The sequence below is a fragment of the Tepidibacter sp. Z1-5 genome (genome assembly GCF_037844525.1).
In the GTDB taxonomy this organism is placed as follows: domain Bacteria; phylum Bacillota; class Clostridia; order Peptostreptococcales; family Peptostreptococcaceae; genus Tepidibacter_A.
Genome location: NZ_JBBMMD010000022.1, coordinates 17902 through 39729, shown reverse-complemented (window position 1 = coordinate 39729; position 21828 = coordinate 17902). Strand labels below are relative to the sequence as shown.

Annotated in this window: 25 protein-coding genes and 1 other annotated feature; of the genes, 24 read left to right on the top strand and 1 reads right to left on the bottom strand. The window is 28.9% G+C overall.

The features are described from left to right. Positions 1-43: 43 nt before the first annotated feature. The 12 genes from WJW32_RS05390 to aroE all read left to right on the top strand — a co-directional run bounded on the left by WJW32_RS05390 (position 44) and on the right by aroE (position 13511). Positions 44-4252 (top strand): acyl-CoA dehydratase activase-related protein, encoded by a 4209-nt coding sequence (locus WJW32_RS05390; protein ID WP_340256102.1) that lies wholly within the window; start codon positions 44-46, stop codon positions 4250-4252. Positions 4253-4370: 118 nt separating this feature from the next. Next, complete coding sequence (locus WJW32_RS05385; RefSeq protein WP_340256099.1) at positions 4371-4619, top strand: sigma-70 family RNA polymerase sigma factor; 249 nt, start codon at positions 4371-4373, stop codon at positions 4617-4619. A 123-nt stretch (positions 4620-4742) separates the two neighbouring features. Further along, on the top strand, positions 4743-5183 hold the full coding sequence (locus tag WJW32_RS05380; RefSeq protein WP_340256097.1) for a MarR family winged helix-turn-helix transcriptional regulator: 441 nt from the start codon (positions 4743-4745) through the stop codon (positions 5181-5183). A gap of 93 nt (positions 5184-5276) precedes the next feature. Further along, a complete protein-coding gene (locus tag WJW32_RS05375; protein ID WP_340256094.1) occupies positions 5277-5912 on the top strand; it encodes a nitroreductase family protein in 636 nt (211 codons plus the stop codon). A gap of 121 nt (positions 5913-6033) precedes the next feature. Next, positions 6034-7542 carry a spore germination protein gene (locus tag WJW32_RS05370; protein WP_340256091.1) on the top strand — a complete coding sequence of 503 codons (1509 nt, stop codon included), beginning with the start codon at positions 6034-6036 and terminating at the stop codon, positions 7540-7542. Positions 7543-7560: 18 nt separating this feature from the next. Continuing rightward, on the top strand, positions 7561-8715 hold the full coding sequence (locus WJW32_RS05365) for a Ger(x)C family spore germination protein (RefSeq protein ID WP_340256088.1): 1155 nt from the start codon (positions 7561-7563) through the stop codon (positions 8713-8715). A gap of 1 nt (position 8716) precedes the next feature. Then, positions 8717-8932, top strand: coding sequence for a hypothetical protein (locus tag WJW32_RS05360; protein ID WP_340256085.1), 216 nt, complete (start codon positions 8717-8719; stop codon positions 8930-8932). A 124-nt stretch (positions 8933-9056) separates the two neighbouring features. Continuing rightward, entirely contained in the window at positions 9057-9899 is an 843-nt protein-coding gene (locus WJW32_RS05355; RefSeq protein ID WP_340256083.1) for a fumarate hydratase, read from the top strand. A gap of 9 nt (positions 9900-9908) precedes the next feature. Then, positions 9909-10469 (top strand): Fe-S-containing hydro-lyase, encoded by a 561-nt coding sequence (locus WJW32_RS05350; RefSeq protein ID WP_445330212.1) that lies wholly within the window; start codon positions 9909-9911, stop codon positions 10467-10469. A 9-nt stretch (positions 10470-10478) separates the two neighbouring features. After that, positions 10479-11654, top strand: a complete 1176-nt coding sequence (locus tag WJW32_RS05345; protein WP_340256080.1) for an NAD(P)-dependent malic enzyme — start codon at positions 10479-10481, stop codon at positions 11652-11654. A 77-nt stretch (positions 11655-11731) separates the two neighbouring features. Continuing rightward, positions 11732-11991: a binding site (T-box leader), on the top strand. Between the two features lie 123 nt (positions 11992-12114). Continuing rightward, the gene (locus tag WJW32_RS05340) at positions 12115-12633 is read left to right on the top strand and encodes a tryptophan transporter (protein ID WP_340256077.1); all 519 of its coding nucleotides are present in this window, start codon (positions 12115-12117) and stop codon (positions 12631-12633) included. Between the two features lie 32 nt (positions 12634-12665). Continuing rightward, entirely contained in the window at positions 12666-13511 is an 846-nt protein-coding gene (gene aroE, locus WJW32_RS05335; protein ID WP_340256074.1) for a shikimate dehydrogenase, read from the top strand. Between the two features lie 219 nt (positions 13512-13730). On the opposite strand, the gene WJW32_RS05330 is transcribed toward aroE, so the two are convergent. Then, the gene (locus tag WJW32_RS05330) at positions 13731-14135 is read right to left on the bottom strand and encodes a VOC family protein (protein WP_340256071.1); all 405 of its coding nucleotides are present in this window, start codon (positions 14133-14135) and stop codon (positions 13731-13733) included. 214 nt (positions 14136-14349) lie between these two features. Between WJW32_RS05330 and WJW32_RS05325 the strand changes: the two genes are divergently transcribed. The 12 genes from WJW32_RS05325 (at position 14350) to WJW32_RS05270 (ending at position 21821) form a co-directional block, all read left to right on the top strand. Further along, on the top strand, positions 14350-14706 hold the full coding sequence (locus WJW32_RS05325) for a type II secretion system protein (RefSeq protein ID WP_340256068.1): 357 nt from the start codon (positions 14350-14352) through the stop codon (positions 14704-14706). A gap of 3 nt (positions 14707-14709) precedes the next feature. Next, entirely contained in the window at positions 14710-15396 is a 687-nt protein-coding gene (locus tag WJW32_RS05320) for a hypothetical protein (protein ID WP_340256065.1), read from the top strand. Positions 15397-15420: 24 nt separating this feature from the next. Continuing rightward, positions 15421-15846 carry a hypothetical protein gene (locus tag WJW32_RS05315; protein ID WP_340256063.1) on the top strand — a complete coding sequence of 142 codons (426 nt, stop codon included), beginning with the start codon at positions 15421-15423 and terminating at the stop codon, positions 15844-15846. Beyond that, positions 15836-16339 (top strand): PilW family protein, encoded by a 504-nt coding sequence (locus WJW32_RS05310; RefSeq protein WP_340256060.1) that lies wholly within the window; start codon positions 15836-15838, stop codon positions 16337-16339. Before WJW32_RS05315 ends, WJW32_RS05310 begins: the two co-directional genes overlap by 11 nt. A 15-nt stretch (positions 16340-16354) precedes the next feature. Beyond that, positions 16355-16630 (top strand): late competence development ComFB family protein, encoded by a 276-nt coding sequence (locus tag WJW32_RS05305; protein WP_340256057.1) that lies wholly within the window; start codon positions 16355-16357, stop codon positions 16628-16630. 1 nt (position 16631) lies between these two features. Then, positions 16632-17144, top strand: a complete 513-nt coding sequence (locus WJW32_RS05300) for a shikimate kinase (RefSeq protein ID WP_340256054.1) — start codon at positions 16632-16634, stop codon at positions 17142-17144. A 176-nt stretch (positions 17145-17320) separates the two neighbouring features. Further along, on the top strand, positions 17321-17764 hold the full coding sequence (gene aroQ, locus WJW32_RS05295) for a type II 3-dehydroquinate dehydratase (RefSeq protein WP_340256051.1): 444 nt from the start codon (positions 17321-17323) through the stop codon (positions 17762-17764). Continuing rightward, positions 17764-18828, top strand: coding sequence for a M24 family metallopeptidase (locus tag WJW32_RS05290; protein ID WP_340256048.1), 1065 nt, complete (start codon positions 17764-17766; stop codon positions 18826-18828). Before aroQ ends, WJW32_RS05290 begins: the two co-directional genes overlap by 1 nt. 25 nt (positions 18829-18853) lie before the next feature. Continuing rightward, entirely contained in the window at positions 18854-19411 is a 558-nt protein-coding gene (gene efp / locus WJW32_RS05285) for an elongation factor P (RefSeq protein ID WP_340256045.1), read from the top strand. Positions 19412-19477: 66 nt separating this feature from the next. Further along, positions 19478-19912 (top strand): CD1247 N-terminal domain-containing protein, encoded by a 435-nt coding sequence (locus WJW32_RS05280; RefSeq protein WP_277730895.1) that lies wholly within the window; start codon positions 19478-19480, stop codon positions 19910-19912. A 131-nt stretch (positions 19913-20043) separates the two neighbouring features. Continuing rightward, positions 20044-20754 (top strand): ribonuclease III, encoded by a 711-nt coding sequence (gene rnc, locus WJW32_RS05275; RefSeq protein ID WP_340256041.1) that lies wholly within the window; start codon positions 20044-20046, stop codon positions 20752-20754. Then, on the top strand, positions 20754-21821 hold the full coding sequence (locus tag WJW32_RS05270) for an elongator complex protein 3 (RefSeq protein ID WP_340256038.1): 1068 nt from the start codon (positions 20754-20756) through the stop codon (positions 21819-21821). The genes rnc and WJW32_RS05270 overlap by 1 nt, the downstream gene beginning before the upstream one ends. The last annotated feature ends 7 nt before the right edge of the window (positions 21822-21828 follow it).

The following is a 21828-nucleotide window of genomic DNA, read 5'->3' as shown; positions in this document are numbered from 1 at the left end:
TAAGGCATAGGGGGTGAGTTTCAGCTATTAAGCTGTAGGTTATATGAATAATTTATTGCATATGGGGTTGGATATAGGGTCTACTACAGTTAAGCTAATTTTAATAGATGAATATGATAATATAGTTTTTAAAAAATATACAAGACACTATTCAGATATAACAAAAACTATTAAAGAACTTATAAATAATATTTTTGATGAATTTAAAGGTTTTAGTATAACTAGTATGATAACTGGTTCTGGAGGTCTTAGTATATCTAAGATTCTAAATTTAGAGTTTATTCAAGAAGTTGTAGCATGTACAAAAGCAATTCAATATAGTTCGGATGATGTAGATGTTTGTATAGAGCTTGGAGGAGAAGATGCAAAGATAACTTTTTTTGAAGACTCAATAGAACAAAGAATGAATGGAACATGTGCGGGAGGTACTGGAGCCTTTATAGATCAAATGTCATCTTTAATAAATACAGATACTAAAGGTCTTAATGAACTTGCAAGAAACTATAAAAATATATATCCGGTTGCAGCTAGATGTGGCGTATTTGCAAAGAGTGATATACAACCTCTTATAAATCAGGGTGTTTGCAAGGAAGATATAGCAGTTTCTATATTCCAAGCTGTTGTTAATCAGACTATAACAGGACTTTCTTGTGGGAAAACTATAAAAGGAAGAGTAATGTTTTTAGGAGGGCCTCTTCACTTTTTATCAGAGCTTAGAAAAAGATTTAAAGAAACCCTAAGCTTAAGTGATAATGAAGTTATATTTCCTGAAAATGCTCAGTTTTATGTAGCGCTGGGAGCTGCGATAGAATCTAAAAACAAGAACATAATAAAAATTGAGAACTTGAAAAACAATTTACATAGATTAGATGATTTGAAAATTATAAAAGAGTCAAATATAAAACCTTTATTTAATAATAAATATGAACTAGAGGAATTTAGAAAAAGACACAATAAAAATAAAATAAAAACAAATGACATTACAACATATAAAGGAAATTGCTATTTGGGAATAGATGGGGGGTCTACAACAACTAAGGTTGTACTTATCGATGATAGTAAAAATTTATTATATTCTTTCTATGGACTAAATGAAGGAAGACCTCTTGATTTTGCAGTTGAAATATTGAAAGATATGTACTCTAAACTACCAAAAGAAGCTAATATAGTGTATTCAACTTCAACAGGATATGGAGAAGAACTATTAAAATCAGCTTTATCTATGGACTATGGAGAAGTTGAGACGGTTGCACATTATAATGCAGCTAAGTACTTTTTGCCTGACGTAGATTTTATTTTAGATATTGGTGGACAAGATATGAAATGCCTAAAAATAAAAGATGGCATAATAGACGATATAATGTTAAATGAAGCTTGCTCATCTGGGTGTGGGTCTTTTATAGAGACGTTTGCAAAATCTCTTAATATGGACGTTGAAACATTTTCTAATAAAGCTTTAATGGCAAGAACGCCAGTTGATTTAGGTTCAAGATGTACTGTATTTATGAATTCAAAAGTTAAACAGGCTCAAAAAGAAGGGTATGATATATCTGATATATCAGCTGGACTTTCATACTCTGTAATAAAAAATGCTCTTTATAAAGTTATAAAGATAAAAGATATAAATGATTTAGGAGATAATATAGTAGTTCAAGGTGGTACTTTTCACAATGATGCTATACTTAGATGTATTGAGAAAATACTACAAAAAGAAGTTATAAGACCTGATATATCAGGTCTTATGGGGGCATATGGTGCTGCTATAATATCTAAGAATAGATACTGCAAAGGATATAAGACAACTCTTTTAAAAGAAGAGGAATTAAAAGAATTTTCATTTGAAACTATATCTACAAGATGTAAAAAATGCTCTAATAACTGTTCAATCACTATAAATAAGTTTCAAAATGGGCAGAAATTCATATCTGGAAATAGATGTGAAAAGGGCACTAATCAAATGAGATCTCAATATGAATTTAATATGTATGAGTATAAATACAATAAAATATTCAATTATATTCCTATTGATAAAGACAAGGCGAAAAGGGGAATTGTGGGTATACCTAGAGTTCTTAATATATATGAAAACTATCCATTTTGGTTTACTTTCTTTAATGAATTGGAATTTAGAGTAGAGATATCACCTTGTTCATCAAATAAAATTTATGAGCTTGGAATGGATAGTATACCATCTGAATCAACTTGTTATCCAGCTAAAATGGTTCATGGCCATATAACATATCTTATTAAAAAAGGAGTAAATTTTATATTCTACCCCTGTATAGCTCATGAAAAAAAAGAATTCGAAAGTGCAAACAATAATTTCAATTGTCCTATAGTTACATCTTATTCAGAAGTTATAAAGAATAATATGGAAGTAATAAAGGGCAACAATGTGAAATTTATGAATCCATTTATACCGTATAATAATAAAAAACGGCTTATAAAGAGGATGTATGAGATATTAAGTAGTTTTAATATACCAAAGAAAGAAATAGATAAGGCTATAAATAAGGCCTGGAATGAAGATGTTAAAGTTAAAAATGATATAAGAAAAAAAGGGGAAGAAATTGTAAAGTACTTACAAGAGAATTCTAAGATAGGTATAGTTTTAGCTGGTAGACCGTATCATATAGATCCTCAAATAAATCATGGAATACAAAATATAATAACCTCTAATTCTATAGCTGTTTTAACAGAGGATAGTGTATCTCATCTAGGAAAAATAAATAAGCCTTTAAGGGCACTTGATCAATGGATGTATCATTCAAGACTTTACTCAGCTGCAAGTTATGTTAAAGAGAATGATAATTTAGAGCTCATACAACTTAATTCGTTTGGCTGTGGTCTTGATGCAGTAACTAGTGATCAAGTCAAGGAAATACTTGATGGAAAGATATATACTTTAATTAAGATAGACGAAGTAAATAATCTAGGTGCTGCTAATATAAGAATAAGATCGTTAATATCTGCAATTAAAGAAAAAAATATAAATATGAAAAAAATTAAGTCAAATGATGATACAAAAGTAGTCTTTACTAAGGATATGAAGCAAAATCACACTATATTATGTCCTCAAATGTCTCCGATACATTTTAAGTTTATACAAGAGGCATTTAAAAGCGAAGGATATAATCTAGAAGTAATAGAGTCTATGGATAGAAAATGTATAGATGAAGGGCTCAAATACGTAAACAACGATGCATGCTACCCATCTATAATAGTTATAGGTCAGATAATAAACGCTTTAAAATCTAATAAATACGATGTAGATAACACATCAATAATAATATCCCAAACAGGTGGAGGGTGTAGAGCTAGTAATTATATAGGTTTTTTGAGAAAAGCTTTAAAAGATTCAGGATTTAATAATATTCCTGTAATTTCAGCAAACTTATCTGGGATTGAGAAAAATCCTGGATTTAAGATAAGTATATCTCTTATGAAAAAGGCTGCCATGGGTTGCATATATGGTGATTTATTCATGAGGGTATTGTACAAAACAAGACCTTATGAGAAGGTTGTAGGTTCTTCAAACAAACTATACGATGATTGGACTTTAAAGTGTTTTGAAAATATAAAAAATGGAAAAATAGGAGAATTCAAAAAAAATATAAAGAATATAATACGTGATTTTGATAATTTAGAAATATCACATGAACCAAAGCCTAAAGTTGGGCTGGTAGGAGAAATATTAGTCAAGTATCATCCTTTAGCGAACAACAATATAGTTGAAATGTTAGAATTAGAAGGAGCTGAGGCTGTGGTTTTAGACCTTATAGATTTTTTCTTGTACAGTATTTATGGTAATATATACAGATATGAATACTTGTCAGGTAAAAAGATAAATAAGGACTTGAGTAAAATAATAATAGATTTCATAGAATATACAAGAAATTATATAAGAAAACACTTAAATAAAAGTAAAAATTTCAATTCTCCAAAGAAGATATATGAACTGGCTGATAAGGCAAGTTCTGTTGTATCGCTTGGCAATCAGACAGGAGAAGGATGGCTTTTAACTGCAGAGATGATAGAGCTTATAGAAGAGGGAGTTGAAAATATAGTATGTATGCAACCTTTTGCTTGTCTTCCAAATCATATAACTGGTAAAGGAGTAATAAAAGAAATAAAAAGTAGATATCCAAAATCAAATATAGTAGCTGTAGATTATGATCCTGGCGCAAGTGAAATTAATCAAATAAATAGAATAAAGCTTATGCTATCAACTGCATTTGAAAACATAAAATAAGAGACTATTAGTCTCTTATTTTATGTTTAATGAAATTATATAATAACTTGATTAAGGTTTTTGTTGATAATATATATAAGATAATGAAATATCTTTAATAGACATACTTGGAACGGATGTGGACCATGTTATTGATGAGGTGGAACTTAAAATACAGGTTAAAAAATTATATAAAAAAATAGACGAAGCATTGACATTAAGAGAAAAGGAAATAATACAATTGAGGTACGGACTTACTAAAAGTGGTTATAAAACTCAAAGAGAAATAGCTCAAAGACTAGGTATATCAAGGTCATATGTATCTAGAATAGAAAAAAGAGCTTTGAAAAAACTAAAAAAAGAATTTAATCTACAAAAGGGTCATTAATATGACTCTTTTTGATTTATAATATTTCTATTTGTAAATAAATTCAAAATTGTTTATAATATCTATATCTTTTCAAATAACTTTGGCTAGTAGGGATAATAAATTATAAAAGAGGGATAAACGATGAATAAATATAGAAACTATATTATAGGGTATATAAGCACTACAAGAAAAAAATATCAAAAATTTTTGGAAAAAGAATTAAAAGAACATAATATAGAAAATATAGTGCCATCTCATGGTTCTATACTTTCAGTTTTATATAAAAACAACGGAAAGCTAACTATGAAGGAAATAGCTAAGCTTATAAGAAGAGACAAATCAACAGTTACATCTTTATGTAATAAATTAGTTTCTTTTGGTTATATTAAAAAAGAAAAATGTGAACAAGATAAAAGGGTAACTTATATAGTTTTAACCCAAAAGGGAATAGATATAAGACCCAAATTTGAAGAAATATCTAAAAAACTAATAGATACAGTATATAAAGGATTTACTAAAGAAGAAGAAGATATGTTTTTTTATTTACTCAATAAAATCAATAAGAATTTTGATGTAGAATAATTAATATAATAATAGAAAATTTGATTGACAATAGTTTTATATCAAACTATAATTATATTGTATACAATCTGAGATATTTACGAGGAGGATTTTATGAGTAATTTAGATTTTATTTACAAAAGACATAGTGTTAGAAAATTTAAGGAAGAACAAGTACCGATGCAAGATATAAAAGAGATGATAAAGGCTGCAACGCATGCCCCGTCAGGAAAGAATGTTCAAAACTGGCATTTTGTAATCGTTAGAGATAAAGAAAAGATACAAGAAATGGCTAGAATAATAGAGAAAAAACACGAAAAAGTAGCATCTTATACAAAGGATGAGAAAAAACGTGAAAAATTCATGAAATTTCTAAAGTACTTTACTATATTCAAAAATGCTCCATCTGTTGTTATAGTATATGCAGGAGAATATCCTGTTACAGCGCTGGATTTATTAAAAGAAGGTGGAGCGTCAAAAGAAGAAATACATTCTCTCTTAAAACCAGCTCCTGGAATACAAAATATAGGTGCAGCTATGGAAAACCTATTATTAGCTGCTGCTAATATGGGATATGGTGGTTGTTGGATGACAGGACCAAATTATGCTAAAGAAGAACTGTCTGAGTTTATAGGATTTGAAAAAGAAGGATATACTTTTGCAGCTATGACTCCTATAGGAATACCTGATGGAGATGTAATGAGTCCTCCTAGAAAAGATATAGAAGAAGTTATGACAATTATAGATTAGTTAAAAGAAGCCTATGGTATGAATTTTCATGCCATAGGCTTTTTTACGTAATAAATTTGAATACATAATTGTAATATGGAAATAATTATACAATAGAGTAAAACTTAAAAGAGGTGTTTTTGTGCTAAAAAAAATTAAAAATAAGATTTTAAATAAAGATGAAAATAAAACTACTAAACTTACAAAATCGCTTGAAAAAAACATAAACACATTTAAAGAAGTATTAAAAAATAATGATTCTATAATATATAGAATGTTTACAGATCAAACTTCAAATAAAACAAAGTACTGTGTAATATTTTGCGATGGTATGGCTGATAAGAATTCTATTAATGAGTACATAATAGACCCTATAATGAAAAATGAAGAATCAGAAAGTAGTATGGATGATTTGTTAAGTAATACTATATGTTATTCGGGTATAAAAACAATGGATACTTTAGATCAATTAATAGATGCTATCCTCTATGGAGACACTATTCTTTTAGAGAATAATAACAATAAAGCAGCTATACTTGATACTAAGGGATGGCAAACAAGAAGTATAAGTGAGCCTCAATCAGAAGTTGTAGTAAGAGGACCTAGAGAAGGGTTTACAGAATCTATAAACATAAATTTGACATTGATAAGAAGAAAAATACTGAGTAAAGATTTAAAATATAAATATAAGATTTTAGGAAAACAAACAAAAACTAAAATATGTATATGTTATATGGAAAATATAGCATCAGATAAAATAGTTCAAGAAGTAGAAAAAAGACTTGATGATATAGATATAGATGGAATAATAGAATCTGGATATATAGAGGAGTTAATAAGGGATGAGCCATTGTCGCCATTTATTACAATAGGTTATACAGAAAGACCAGATGTTGTTGCGGGTAATTTATTAGAGGGAAAAATAGCTTTGATATGCGATGGAACACCGGTTGTACTTACACTTCCGTTCTTATTTATAGAGTATTTTCAGGCGAGTGAGGATTATTATAATAACTTTATATATTCATCTATAAATAGAATATTAAGATATGTAGGATTCTTTTTAGCTACTAGTACACCTGCTATTTACTTAGCTCTTGTTACGTATCATCAAGAAATGATACCAACTCCACTTCTTATAAGTATATCAGCTGCAAGAGAAGGGGTTCCGTTTCCAACTATATTTGAAGCTATTGCCATGACATTTATATTTGAAGTATTAAGAGAAGCGGGGGTAAGACTTCCAAAGCCAATTGGAGCTACAATAAGTATAGTTGGAGCTTTAGTTCTAGGGGATGCAGCAGTTAAGGCGAGGTTTGTAAGTGCTCCTATAGTAATCATTGTAGGCTTAACGGGTATTTCGAGTTTTTTAGTACCTAAAATGATAGGTGCAATTATAATTATTAGAGTTGTATTTTTATTATTAGCCTCATTTTTAGGACTATATGGATATATATTTGGGGTTATAGGTTTGTTCATACATTTAATGTCTATGAGATCATTTGGAGTACCTTATATGATGGATTTAGTAAGTACAAAATATCAAGATATAAAGGATACGGCTATAAGAGCTCCATGGTGGTGTATGGAATATAGACCAAAGTTTATAAGTAATAAAAATAGAATAAGAAAGAAAGATTCCACTAGATAAGAAAGAAGGTATAAAATTATGATTAAATTAAAAAAGCAAATTGTATTTTTCATAATACCAATTTTTATGCTTATACTTTCTGGATGTTGGAATTATAGAGAAATCAATGATGTGAATATAATAAATGGAGCAGCAGTAGACTTATCTGAAGAAAAAGAGAAGTATATTTTGACTGTTGAAATTGTAAAGCCCCTTGCGGGTCAGGACTTTAAACTGGATGCAAATCTTATATCTGAAAAAGGAAAATCTATATTCGATGCAGCAAGAAATATGATAGTTCATTCTGGTAAAAGAGGGTATTGGCCTCATGCTAAGGTATTTATAATAAGCGAAGATATAGCTAAAAAAGGTATCGTTGATATTATAGACTTTATAAATAGAGATGCAGAGGTAAGGTCTGATATATGGCTTTTAATATCTAAGGAAAAAACTGCAAAAGAGATATTGGAGTGTGAGACTAAATTACATTCTACCATATCTGCGCATTTAGAGGATAAACTTAAAAATAAGGACTCGGTTTCTAAATTTGAAGCTGTAGAACTACATCAATTTCTAAAGGATTTAGCAGCCGAGGGAATTTCGTGTACAATTCCAATAGTTAATAGAAGTATACAAAAGGATGAGGTGGTTCCAGAAATATTTGGAATGGGTGTATTTAAAAAAGATAAACTTGTAGGAAGTATAAATGGAATAGAGACAATGAGTATGATGCTTATAAAGGACGAATTAAAATCAGGTTTGGTTATAGTAAAGAATGTGGATAATGCTAACACGGATTGTACGCTTGAAATATTTAAAACCAAAACAAAGGTTAAACCTATTATGAAAGATGGAAATATAATTATGAATATAGATTCAAAATTAGATGTAGGAATATCAGAAATAATAGGAAGTGAAGATTTAATAAGTGAACCAGGAAGAAACAAATTAAAAGTTGAAGCTGAAGAAACCGTAAAAAAAGAAATGTTAAAAACTATAAAAAGGGCTCAAAAAGATTACAATAGCGATATATTTGGATTTGGAAATGCTATTTATAGAAAGATGCCTAATGAATGGAAAAAAATCAAGGATGATTGGGATGAAATATTTGAACATTTGAAGGTCGATATAAATGTTGAAGTAAATATAAAGGGAAGTGCTTTAACATCAAAGCCTATTAAGGTGGGTGATTAATATGGTAGTATTTATGATAATAGTAGCTTATGTAATAATAGGTTTTTTAGAAATAGTACCTTTAGTCAAAATGCATAAAAAGAAGGAGTTAGTTCTTTATTGTTCCATATTTTCAATATCATTGGTAATAAGTATACTTTTGGGGTTTGGCGTTGAAATACCAAGTCCTGCTAAATATATAGAAAAAGTAGTTTTGATGGTTATAGGGAAAAAATAAAGGTAGTCTTATACCTTTATTTTTTTTGAAAAATATGCGAACATTAAAATAAAAAACTTGAAAAATGTTAAGATTAAAAATAAAATAGTATAAAGTAGGATAGTATAATTTAGGAGGGGTATTATTGAGAAGAATAAATACGAGTGATGTATTAGAGGCTGTAAAGAAAATGAGTATAAGTTCTAATATAAATTTATGTAAGGATGTAATGAATTCTTTTAAGGAAAATATAGAAAAAGAAGAGTCTGATATAGGAAGACATATATTAGATACGTTGATTGAAAATGCAGAAATCGCCAAAAAAAATAGTATGCCTATATGTCAAGATACTGGAATGGCTGTAGTTTTTTTAGAGGTTGGACAAGAGGTTTTATTTGAAGGTCAAAACATAACTGATGCTATAAATGAAGGGGTAAGACAGGGATATAAAGAGGGATACTTGAGAAAATCAGTAGTTGAAGATCCCTTAATTAGAAATAATACTAAAGATAATACACCTGCTATAATATATTACGAAATAGTAGAAGGTGATAAAGTTAAAATAACTTTTGCACCAAAAGGGTTTGGCAGTGAGAATATGAGTAGAATAAAAATGTTAAAGCCTTCTGATGGAGTTAAGGGTGTAGAAGATTTTGTAATAGAGACTGTATCAAATGCAGGTGCAAATCCTTGTCCTCCTATAGTTGTTGGGGTAGGAATAGGAGGAACTATGGATAAGGCAGCTTATATGTCTAAAAAAGCTTTGATTAGAGAAATAGGAAATCATAATGATTTGGATCATATAAAGGATATGGAAAAAAGACTTTTAAAAAAAATAAATGATTTAGGTATAGGACCTCAAGGACTTGGAGGAAGAACTACAGCTCTTAGTGTTAATATAGAAACATTTGCAACTCATATAGCAGGCCTTCCTGTTGCTGTTAATATAAATTGTCATGCATCAAGACATGAAGAAATTATATTATAGGGGGATTTTATGAAAAAAGATATTAAGTTAATAAGCACACCACTTGATGATAAAATAGTGAATGATTTAAAAGCTGGAGATATAGTACATATTAGTGGAACTATATACACAGCAAGAGATATGGCTCATAAGAGAATTATAGAATATATTAAAAATAATAACGAAACACCTTTTGATTTGAAGGGAAACGTAATATATTATGTAGGACCGTCTCCTAATAAGCCGGGTGAAGTCATCGGTTCAGCAGGACCTACTACAAGCTATAGAATGGATGATATGACAATTCCTTTACTTGAAAGAGGGCTTAAAGGAATGATAGGAAAAGGATATAGAAAAGAAGAGGTAATTCAAGGTATAAAGGATAATAATTGTGTCTATTTTGCTGCAACTGGTGGAGCAGGTGCTATAATATCTAGTTGTATTAAGGAAAGTGAAGTTATACTATATGAGGATTTAGGAGCAGAGGCTGTTAGAAAACTTAAGGTTGAAAACTTTCCTGTAGTTGTAGTTATAGATAGTGAAGGTAATAATTTATACGATATAGAAAGAAAAAAATACGAAAGAAAGTAGGTATTTTAGATGAAGGATTACAATGAGTTAGCTTTAAAATTACATAAGGAAAATAAGGGTAAAATATCTGTTAAGAGTAAGGTTGCAGTAAAAGATAAAGATGATTTATCAATAGCTTATACTCCAGGAGTTGCAATGCCATGTAGAGAAATATATGATGATGAAAATAAGGTATATGATTATACGTCGAAATCTAATTTAGTTGCTGTAGTAAGTGATGGTAGTGCAGTGTTAGGTCTTGGTAATATAGGTGCAAAGGCATCTATACCAGTTATGGAGGGAAAGGCTATACTTTTTAAAGAATTTGCAGATGTAGATGCATTTCCGATTTGTCTTAATACCAATGATGTAGATGAGATAGTAAAAACTGTGAAGCTTATGGAGCCTGTATTTGGAGGAGTCAACTTAGAGGATATATCTGCTCCTAGATGTTTTGAAATAGAGAACAAGTTGAAAGAAGTTTTAGATATACCGGTATTTCACGATGATCAACATGGAACTGCGATAGTAGTTGCAGCTGGAATTATAAATAGCTTAAAGCTTGCAAATAAAGATATAAAGGAACTAGAAGTAGTAGTTAATGGTCCTGGATCTGCTGGAATAGCAATATCGAAGCTTCTTATAAGTATGGGAGTTAAAAACATTGTTTTATGTGATAAGGATGGAGCTATATTTGAAGGAAAAGAAAATATCAACTGGGCTCAACAAGAAATGGCTAAAATCACTAATAAGAATGATGAAAGAGGAATTTTAAAGGATATTATATGTAAAAAAGATGTATTTATTGGGGTATCTGCACCTAATATTCTAACAAAAGAGATGGTTGCGAGTATGAATGATAAGTCTATAGTATTTGCCATGGCAAATCCAATACCAGAGATAATGCCAGACAAAGCAAAAGAAGCAGGCGTATTTATAATAGGAACAGGAAGATCGGATTTTGATAATCAAGTAAACAATGTATTAGCTTTTCCAGGTATATTTAGAGGAGCACTAGATGTTAGAGCTAGTGAAATAAATGAAGAAATGAAAATTGCAGCAGCTTTAGCAATAGCAAATACTATACCTGATGAAGAAATTTCGGTTGATAATATACTTCCTAAGGCATTTGATAAAAATGTAGGTACAAATGTTGCAAATGCAGTGAAAGAGGCGGCTATAAGAACAGGTGTAAATAGAATATAGTTTTTTTAATATATAAAAAATTATAAAAATTAGTTGCAATTTTATTGTATGTTTAATATAATTATAAAAAAGCAAGAATAAATTCTAAGATCAGGAGTAAGTAGTTAAACTGTTTAATACTCAGCGAGTGGGAGATTGGTGAAAGTCCCATTGTTAGCCTTTTAATGAATGGACCTGTGAGAAGCTAGGTGAAATCGAATGAAATTAGCCAAGGCCGGGTGTTTCCCGTTATAGAAACAGGATATCAAGAGAAATCTTCGTATCTGTTAAAGTGAAATAGCTGTAAGCTATTTAATCTGGGTGGTACCGCGGAAACTATAAGTCTTTCGTCCCTTTTATAGGGATGATAGGCTTTTTTTTATACAAAAAAACCATAAGGGGTTGATAGATATGTTATGAACTGAAGGAGACTGGTATTTTGATTGATTAATTAAAAAAAATAAAAAAGGAGAGATTTATTATGAATTTAAGAAAAAATATATTAACAGCTTTATTACTTGCAATAGGATTTATACTACACCAAATAATACCGGGTGTTGTAGCTGGTATGAAATTTGATTTAATGCTTTCTATTATGGTTGTAGCCATTTTAATAAATAGTGAACTTAAAAATGCTCTTTTAACAGGAGTTATAGGTGGATTTATAACAGCTATGACTACTACATTTCCAGGTGGGCAAATACCTAATTTCATAGATAAAATTGTAACTTGTATAGTGGTATACCTTATGATTAAATTAATAGGTAAGTATAAAGAAAAACAAATAAGTATAGCTGGTGTAGCATTTTTAGCAACTATAGTAAGTGGAAGTGTATTCTTAATAACAGCATTATTTATGGTAGGTCTTCCAGTACCATTTAAGACTCTCTTTTTAACTATAGTTCTACCTACATCTTTTGCAAATATATTTGCAACTGCACTTATATACAATTGTGTAAATACTGCTATTAGAATATCTGGTGCAAAATTTGTAAGCTAATAATGTATAATGTACCTATAGGAGATGATAATATGATAAATGGCAGTACGAAACTAATATGTCTTATAGGGCAACCCGTTGAACACAGTTTTTCACCGAGTATTCATAACTGTTTATTTGAAAAATACGATATAAATTCAAAGTATATGTGTTTTGATGTAGATAAAAAATCTCTAAAAGAAGCAGTTAATGCTATGAAAGTACTAAAAATAAAGGGTGCTAATGTTACTGTACCTCATAAGGTAGAGATTATGAACTACTTAGATGAGATAGATATTAATGCTAAGTTAATAGGAGCAGTTAATACTATAAAAAATGATAATGGAAGATTGATAGGATACAATACAGATGGAATGGGATTTGTAAATTCAGTACTTGGTAAGGGGTATAAAATAGAAGGTAAAAATGTAATGATATTAGGTGCAGGAGGTGCAGCTAGAAGTATAGCTGTAGAAATAGCCAATAATAGAGCAAAGTCTATTGAAATTAGAAATAGAAGTATAGATAAAGCTAATAATATATCAAATACTATAAAGGAAAACTTTAAATCAAGTGTAAAAACAGGGAATATCAATATAACTAAAGAAGATTTAGAAAATATAGATATATTGATAAATACAACATCATTGGGATTGTCTCCTAAGGTAGATCAAATTCCAATAGATGAGACAATAAAGGTTGATAAAGATATTTTAGTGTGTGATATAGTATATAATCCAAAGGAAACAAGATTTCTAAAGTGGGCAAAAGAGAATAATTTAGATACTTTAGGTGGAATAGACATGCTTATAAATCAAGCACTTGAAGCTTTTTATATATGGACTGGAGTAAGACCAGATAGAGAAGATTTATTTGAGGTTGAAGAACTTAGATTTTAATAATTAATAAGAAAATAAAGCTTATTGAAATGATTTTATTTAGTAGCTACCTAGATTTCCTACAAAGGAAATGTAGGTAGCTACTTTTGATTTTATATGGGTTATCAAAAAACTTTCTATGAAAATACCGTGAATACGACGATATTTTGAATACAAAATAAAGGAGCTCTAAAAGCTCCTTTGGTTTCTCCTACATAAGATAATATAATATGTAGGTTTTTATATTAGCATGTCTCTTATTTCAATTTCGGTACCTTCTGGTGCTTTGACTTTGAATAAATATCCATCTTCAACTTTATATATTTCTTCACCATTTTTAATTTTGAAGTTGGTATAACCTAATTTTTTTATTCTATCGAATTCTTCTTGAACATTATCTACTAAAAAACACATATGCACTATTCCTTTATTTAATGAACTCCAATCATTTAATTTATCTCCTTTTTTACCAGTTTGCAATTCAATCATAAATGTTCCTAATTTTAACCATGTATTGAAATCTCGTTTATGAAAATTTGCTGTTTCTTGAACTAACTCAAAGCCTAAGATTTTAGTGTAAAATTCAAGTGATTCTTTATACTTTTCTGTTTGAATACAGACATGGTGCATCATTTTTATACTCATAATATAACCTCCTTGAATAATATAGTTGCAAAATACTAGTTCGTATTATTTTATAATTATGAATTAAACTATAGTTATATATATCCATGAAATTATATTAAATAATCTCAAATAAGTAAAACGTAAATTCAGTTTAAGAATTAATTCTATTTTTTATTTTGCATGTATTACTTACCAATCAAAAGTCAATAATCCAATTAAAGGTAGGTGATATATGAATAATAAAGGATTAACTTTGGTAGAAATCATAATATCATTGGCTCTTATTCAAATAACTGTAGCTGTATTCTTAACTATAATTACAAGTTGTGTCATGCTTAATATAAAGTCAAAAGAAAAATTAGAGGCTCTAAATATAGCGCAAGAATATATTGAAAAAATAAGGAATGAAGACTATGAAGGTTTTATAAAATACAACGATTCAAAAGAACTGTATGGTAAATATGAGGTGGATACAGATATAAATAAAAAGAATGATGATAGTGATTATCTTTTTGAACTATCTGTTAAAGTTAAAAAAGATGAAAAAGAAATTGTAAACTTAAAAACATTAAAGGTTATAAGGAATTGATATATGAAAAATGAAAAAGGATATATATTGATAAGCTCACTTTTACTTTTTATGTTAGTTATGCTAATTAGCATAACTTTAATAAATATTTGTATAACTAATTACGAGATACAAGATATATATGTTAAATCGAAAGTGGCTTTTTATAAAAGTGAAGGAGGCCTTGATACAGCATATTTAGAAGTTGTAAAGCACGTTGAGTTAAGTATAGAAAGAGCAAATAATAAAGTTGAAGATTTTTTGAAAAATGAGTATGATAAATTTTTGAATGAAGAAAAAAACAAAGAAATGCAAGGAATAGACAGCGAATATATAGATTTGATAGAGGATGAATTTGGAATACACTTTGTGATAAATAAAGAAAAAATAGATGAAAAATTAAATCTTATATTCAAAGAAGAATATAGAAAATGTTTTTCAAGAATAGATAGACATTGTATATTGCAAAAAAATTTGAGAAATTTAGACATGGAGAATATAAAGTTGAAAGCTTTAGATGAACGTTTTAATTTTAAAGGGGATAAACCCTGTTTTGAAATAATAGCCCTTTATACAAAGGACAAAATGACTAATGAATTAGTGCAAGGTTATTACATCGATGTACCTAATAAGGATGATATATATAATGAAAATAATATAGGAAAATTAATTCATCTTGAAAAATGGTTTAGGAAGGATGGGAGGGAATAGAATGGATAATAAAGGAGTGTGACTTTGATAGAATTATTAATAACTATAAGCTTAATCATTATTATTTCATCAATAGCGATATACAAAATAAGTATAAGAGATTATAAAATAGATTCATTTGCAAGACAACTATGCAGTGATATACGATATACTAGAATGAAAAATATGAACTATGATGAGTCGGTTAAAATATGTTATGAAGAATCAGAGGAAGGTACTATTGCATATTTGTTGAAAGAGTCTGAGAAAATAAAGAAAAAAGTGGAACTTCCACAAAATACAGAGATGATTCGTGGTGTTGAAGTAATAAATTTTGGATTAAGGGGAGTTCTTAGACGTAAAGGAGAAACTATAAAAATAAAGGACAAAATTAATAATAAAATTAAAATAATAACCATAGTTCCGTTTAGTGGTAGAGTTTTAATAAAAGAGGGATTATATGAAGAATAGGGGAATAACACTTATAGAACTTATAATATCTTTAGGTTTTATAAGTGTTTTACTTATGATTATATTTAATATATTTATGTTCAGCACTAAAGTATACAATAGTTCGTATTCAAATATTGAAATACAAGAACAAGCTCAAATGATACAAAACTTCATAGAAAATAATTTGTACTCATCATCTGGGATAGACCGTGTGATAGATAAAAATGGTAAAAAAATCGACCTAAATAAATTTGATGAAGCGGATATAAAAGAAGTAAGATTTAATGTAGATGGACAGATATATAGCATATATTATATATATAGTAAAAAAAAGGTTTTTTTCAAAAAAAATATAAAGTATAATGGATATGAGGTCGGCGATTATGTAGAAAATATAAACATAAAAAATGTAGATAATGGAAGTGGTGCGAAAATTTCATTGAAATTACAAAAGGATAAAGAGGCTATAAATACTAGCTTTTTAATTTATTTTAGAAATTATTATAATTAATTAGGGGGATTTGCTTTGAACGAATTAAAGAATTATATGGAAGATTTGGTGGATATACATCTAAAAAAATTGTTAGAAGAATATAAAGATATATGTAAGTGTCATAAATGCATTCTAGATATAAAGGCTATGGCACTTAATAATTTAAAGCCTAGATATGGAGCCACCCAAAGAGGGAATGTATTTATAAGAATAGATGAGAGTACAAATGAGTCAAATGTAAAAATAATAAGTGAAATTATAAAAGCTATAGAAACGGTGTCTAAAAATCCTCACAATGGAGATAAGTAAAGTGGAAAATATAGTGATAATAGGATTTATGGGGACTGGTAAGAGCAGTGTTTCAAGATTACTTTCTAAAAAATTAAATATGGAATTAATAGATACAGATATATATATTGAACAAAAGAAAAAAATGAGTATAAACGAAATATTTAATAAAAAGGGAGAGAAGTACTTTAGAAATTTGGAAAAACAGAGTTTGGAAATACTTTCAAATAAAAAAAATATAATATTGTCAACTGGTGGAGGCATAATAAGTAATGATCAAAATATAGAATTACTTAGAAAAATAGGAATGGTTGTGTGGCTAAAGGCGAGTACTGATACTATAATGAGAAACTTAGAGAAATCTAAAATAGAAAGACCTTTGCTAAAGGTTAAAAACAAAGAACAAAAAATAGAATCTTTGCTAAAGTCTAGATTAGATAAATACTCAAGATGTTCTCATTTTGAAATAGATACAGATGGTAAAAATATAGATGAAGTAGTGTCTAATATACTACTAAATTTACCTAAAATATGATATTATATAGTAGTATAATTTCATATTTTAGGTAAATATGATGTTTTCGATTTATTAATAATATAGATAAGAAAGCAAAAGTATCAATTATTTTTAAGTAACGTAGTGGGTTAAGACTAGTTGAGCACATGAACTATGCGTAGGATAAAACGAATTTTAATACTAGAGGTGTTTTAATGAAAAATATACTCATATTAAATGGTCCTAATTTAAATTTAATAGGGAAAAGAGAAACAGATATATATGGGAATGATACTATACAAGATTTACATAAATTAATATTAGAAGAATCAAAGGATATGAATATAAGAGTAGAATTTTTTCAAAGTAATCATGAAGGGGAAATAATAGATAAGATTCAAAGTAGTATAAATACATATGATGGAATAGTGATAAATCCAGGAGCTTATACACACTATAGTTATGCTATTTATGATGCTATAAAATCTGTAGACAAGCCTTTTGTAGAGGTTCATATCTCAAATATTCATAAACGAGAAGAATTTAGACAAAAAAGTGTTACAGCAAAAGCATGTATAGGACAAATAACAGGATTTGGATTTTATAGTTATATACTAGGCTTATATAGTATAATAAACTACATAAGGGGTGAAAAATAATGGATAGAATAAATCGATTAAGAGAACATATGAAAAATACTGATTTAGATGCTGTGTTAATTTATAAAGCTGAAAATAGAAGATATGTATCAAATTTCACAGGAACTACAGGATATGCTCTTATAACACAAGATAAAAACTTATTCTTCACAGATTTTAGATATATACAACAGGCTACTAATCAATGTAAAGACTTTGAAATAATAGAAATATCAAGAGAAAAGCCTGTAACAGGGTTTTTGAAGGATATGAATATAAATAGCTTAGGTTTTGAAGATGATTATATGGACTTTGCAACTTATTCTAGATTTAGCAAAGAACTTGAAAATATAAAATTTGTTCCTTTAAAAGGCTATATGCTTGCATTAAGAGCTATAAAGGATGACAAAGAGATAGATATTATAAGAAAAGCTGCAAGTATTGCAGATGAAGCTTTTTCTTATATACTAACTTTTATAAAGCCAGGAGTATCTGAAATGGATGTTGCGCTTGAACTTGAGTACTTTATGAAGAAAAAAGGAGCAACTGGGTTATCGTTTGATTCTATAGTTGCATCTGGAAAGAGATCTTCTCTTCCTCATGGGGTTGCAAGCGACAAAATAATAGAGGAAGGCGACTTCTTGACATTAGATTTTGGTTGCGTATATAATGGATATTGCTCAGATATGACTAGAACAATAGTTGTAGGAAAGGCAAGTGAGAGACAAAAAGAAGTATATAATACAGTTTTAAATGCTCAAATGAGAGCTTTAGAAAATATAAAACCAGGTATGACTGGTTTTGAACTAGATAAGATTGCTAGAGATGTCATAACAGATGAAGGTTATGGAGAATATTTTGGGCATGGTTTAGGCCATGGCGTAGGACTTGAAGTACATGAGATGCCTAATGTGAACCCAAACGCACAAAACACTCTTTTGCCTGGAATGATAATAACAGATGAACCTGGTATATATATTCCGGATTTTGGAGGAGTTAGAATAGAAGATTTGATTGTAATTACAATCAATGGATATGAAGTATTATCTAGCTCGACTAAAGAATTAATAGAACTATCTTACTAGAAATTTAAATTATGGAGGGATAACAATGGTTTCAGCAGGTGATTTTAGAAAAGGAGTTACTTTTATAAAGGATGGAGAACTGTGTTTAGTATTAGATTTTCAACACGTTAAACCAGGTAAAGGAGCAGCTTTCGTTAGAACTAAGTATAGAAACTTAAAGACAGGATCTATAAGAGAAGAAACTTTTAATCCAAACGATAAGTTCCCTAAGGCTAATATAGAAACTAAGCAAATGCAATACTTATACAACGATGGAGAATTATACTACTTCATGGATAATGAAACTTTCGACCAAGTTCCACTTAACTACGTTCAAGTTGAAGATGCTATAAAGTTCTTAAAAGAGAATGATTCAGCAACTATAAGATTCCATGAAGGACAAGCTTTCCAAGTTGAAGCGCCAAACTTTGTTGAGTTAGAAATAATTGAAACAGAGCCAGGAGTAAAAGGAGATACAGCTACTAACGTAACTAAAAATGCAACAGTTGAAACTGGAGCTATAGTTCAAGTTCCTATGTTTATAAACATGGGAGATAAAATAAAAATAGATACTAGAACTGGAGAATATTTATCAAGGGTTTAATATACTTGCTTGTTGGGTATAATTCATATATAGAATAAAATACAAATTTCTAAGGAGGTATATATTATGCAACATTTATATGAGAAAGTAGCTTATTTAAAAGGACTAGCAGATGGATTAGGTGTTGACGAAAATACTAAAGAAGGAAAATTATTGATAAGTATCGTTGATATTTTAGATGATTTTGCAGACGCTATAGTTGAAATTGAAGAAGAACAAAATGAAATATCTGAATACATAGAGACTATAGACGAAGACTTAGAAGATTTAGAAGATGAAATCTATGAAGATGAATTAGATGAGGATGAAGAATTTAGTTATGTTCAATTCCAGTGTCCGACTTGTAAAGAAGATGTAGAAATAGATGAAGAATTGTTATACGATGAAGATGTAGATATTCTTTGCCCTAACTGCAAAGAAGTAATATTATTTGCTGAAGATGACTGTTGTGATGGTCATTGCCATTCAGGAGAAGATCACGATTGTAACTGTGGTGAATAATATAGAAGTTTGTATAAAAAATGACTGCTTTTAGCAGTCGTTTTTTATTTAAATTTCTTTACAAGATAGCTTGAGAAATAGTAAACTATAATTTGATAAGAGTTCCTTCAAAATTAGGAGGTATAAATAGGATGATAATTAATAAACAAATGAGAAAGTATGAAAGAGAATTAGAGGAAAAAATTGAATATACATTTAAAAACAAAAAATATTTATTAGAGGCTTTAACACATAGTTCTTATGCAAATGAAAATAAAAAAGGAAATATACAATATAATGAGAGAATAGAGTTTTTAGGCGATTCAGCGCTTGGAATAGTAGTTAGTCATTATTTGTTTGAAAACAATAAGAATTTACCTGAGGGAGAGCTTACAAAGATTAGAGCAAATATAGTTTGTGAGGAATCTTTAAGTGAGCTTGCAAAAAGAATTGGACTTGGAAAATATCTGTTACTAGGTAAGGGTGAAGAGGTAACAGGCGGTAGAGAACGTATATCAATACTAGCAGATGCTACTGAGGCAATAATAGGAGCGATTTATTTAGATGGTGGACTTGAAGCTGCTAGTAATTTTGTAATAAATCATATGCAAGATATAATACAAGATTCTATAAAAGGTAAAATATTTAGAGATTATAAAACACATCTTCAAGAGGTACTTCAAAGTCAGACTAATGAGAGAATAACTTATGATGTAATGGAGGAGATTGGACCAGATCATAATAAAAAGTTCATTATTCAGGTAAGACTTGGAGAGGAGATTTTAGGAAAAGGTGGAGGCAAAAGTAAAAAAGAAGCAGAACAAATGGCTGCAAAACAAGCATTAAAGAGAGTTGGTTGTTAATGAAGAGAAGAATAATACCAGTATTTGTACCTCATAAGGGATGTCCTCATGATTGTATTTTTTGTAATCAAAAGAAAATAACAGGGGTATCAACTGATGTTAGTGCAAATGACGTTAAAAATATAATAGAACAATATCTAGAGACTATGAATGGAGATTTACATATAGAGGTTGCATTTTTTGGAGGAAGCTTTACTGCTATAGATATGAATATTCAAAAGGAATTACTGTCTGTAGCTAGAGAATATGTAGATAAAGGGATAATAAAAGATATAAGACTTTCAACAAGACCGGATTGCATAGATGAAGCTATACTTGATAACTTAAAAGAACATAAAGTAAGTATTATAGAGCTTGGAGTTCAATCTATGGATGATGATGTATTAGAACAAAGTATAAGGGGTCATAGTCAAGAAGATGTATTAAATGCTGTAAAACTTATAAAAAAATATGGGTTTGAACTTGGACTTCAAATGATGTTAGGACTTCCTAGTGATACTGAGCAAAAATGCATCCAAACTGCTGATAAATTTATATATTTAAGACCTAGTTTTGTAAGAATATATCCAACACTTGTAGTAAAGGATACAGGTCTTGAAAAGTTATACAAGGAAAATAAATATAGTCCATTTGATTTAGATAATACTATAGAAATATCTAAAAAGCTTTTAATAAAGTTTCAATTAGAAAATATAAAGGTAATAAGAGTAGGTCTTCAAACTACAGAGGATATATCGCTTGGAAAAGATGTTGTATGCGGACCTCATCATCCATCTCTTAGAGAACTTATTGAAGCTAGAATATATAGAGACTATATAGAGAATGTAATAAAAAGTGAGGATATAAAAAAATCTATCACTGTTTATGTAAATAAAAAGAATATATCAAAAATAGTTGGAAATAAAAAAAGTAATATAATATACTTATATGAAAGATACAATGTGAAAATGTCTGTTAAAGAAGAAAATTTAGCTATAAATAAGTTTTCTTTTGAGTATAATGGAGTTTTAAACAAGATAAGCTTAAATGAAATATACAAGAATTTATACAATATATATAACATTTAATTGGGGG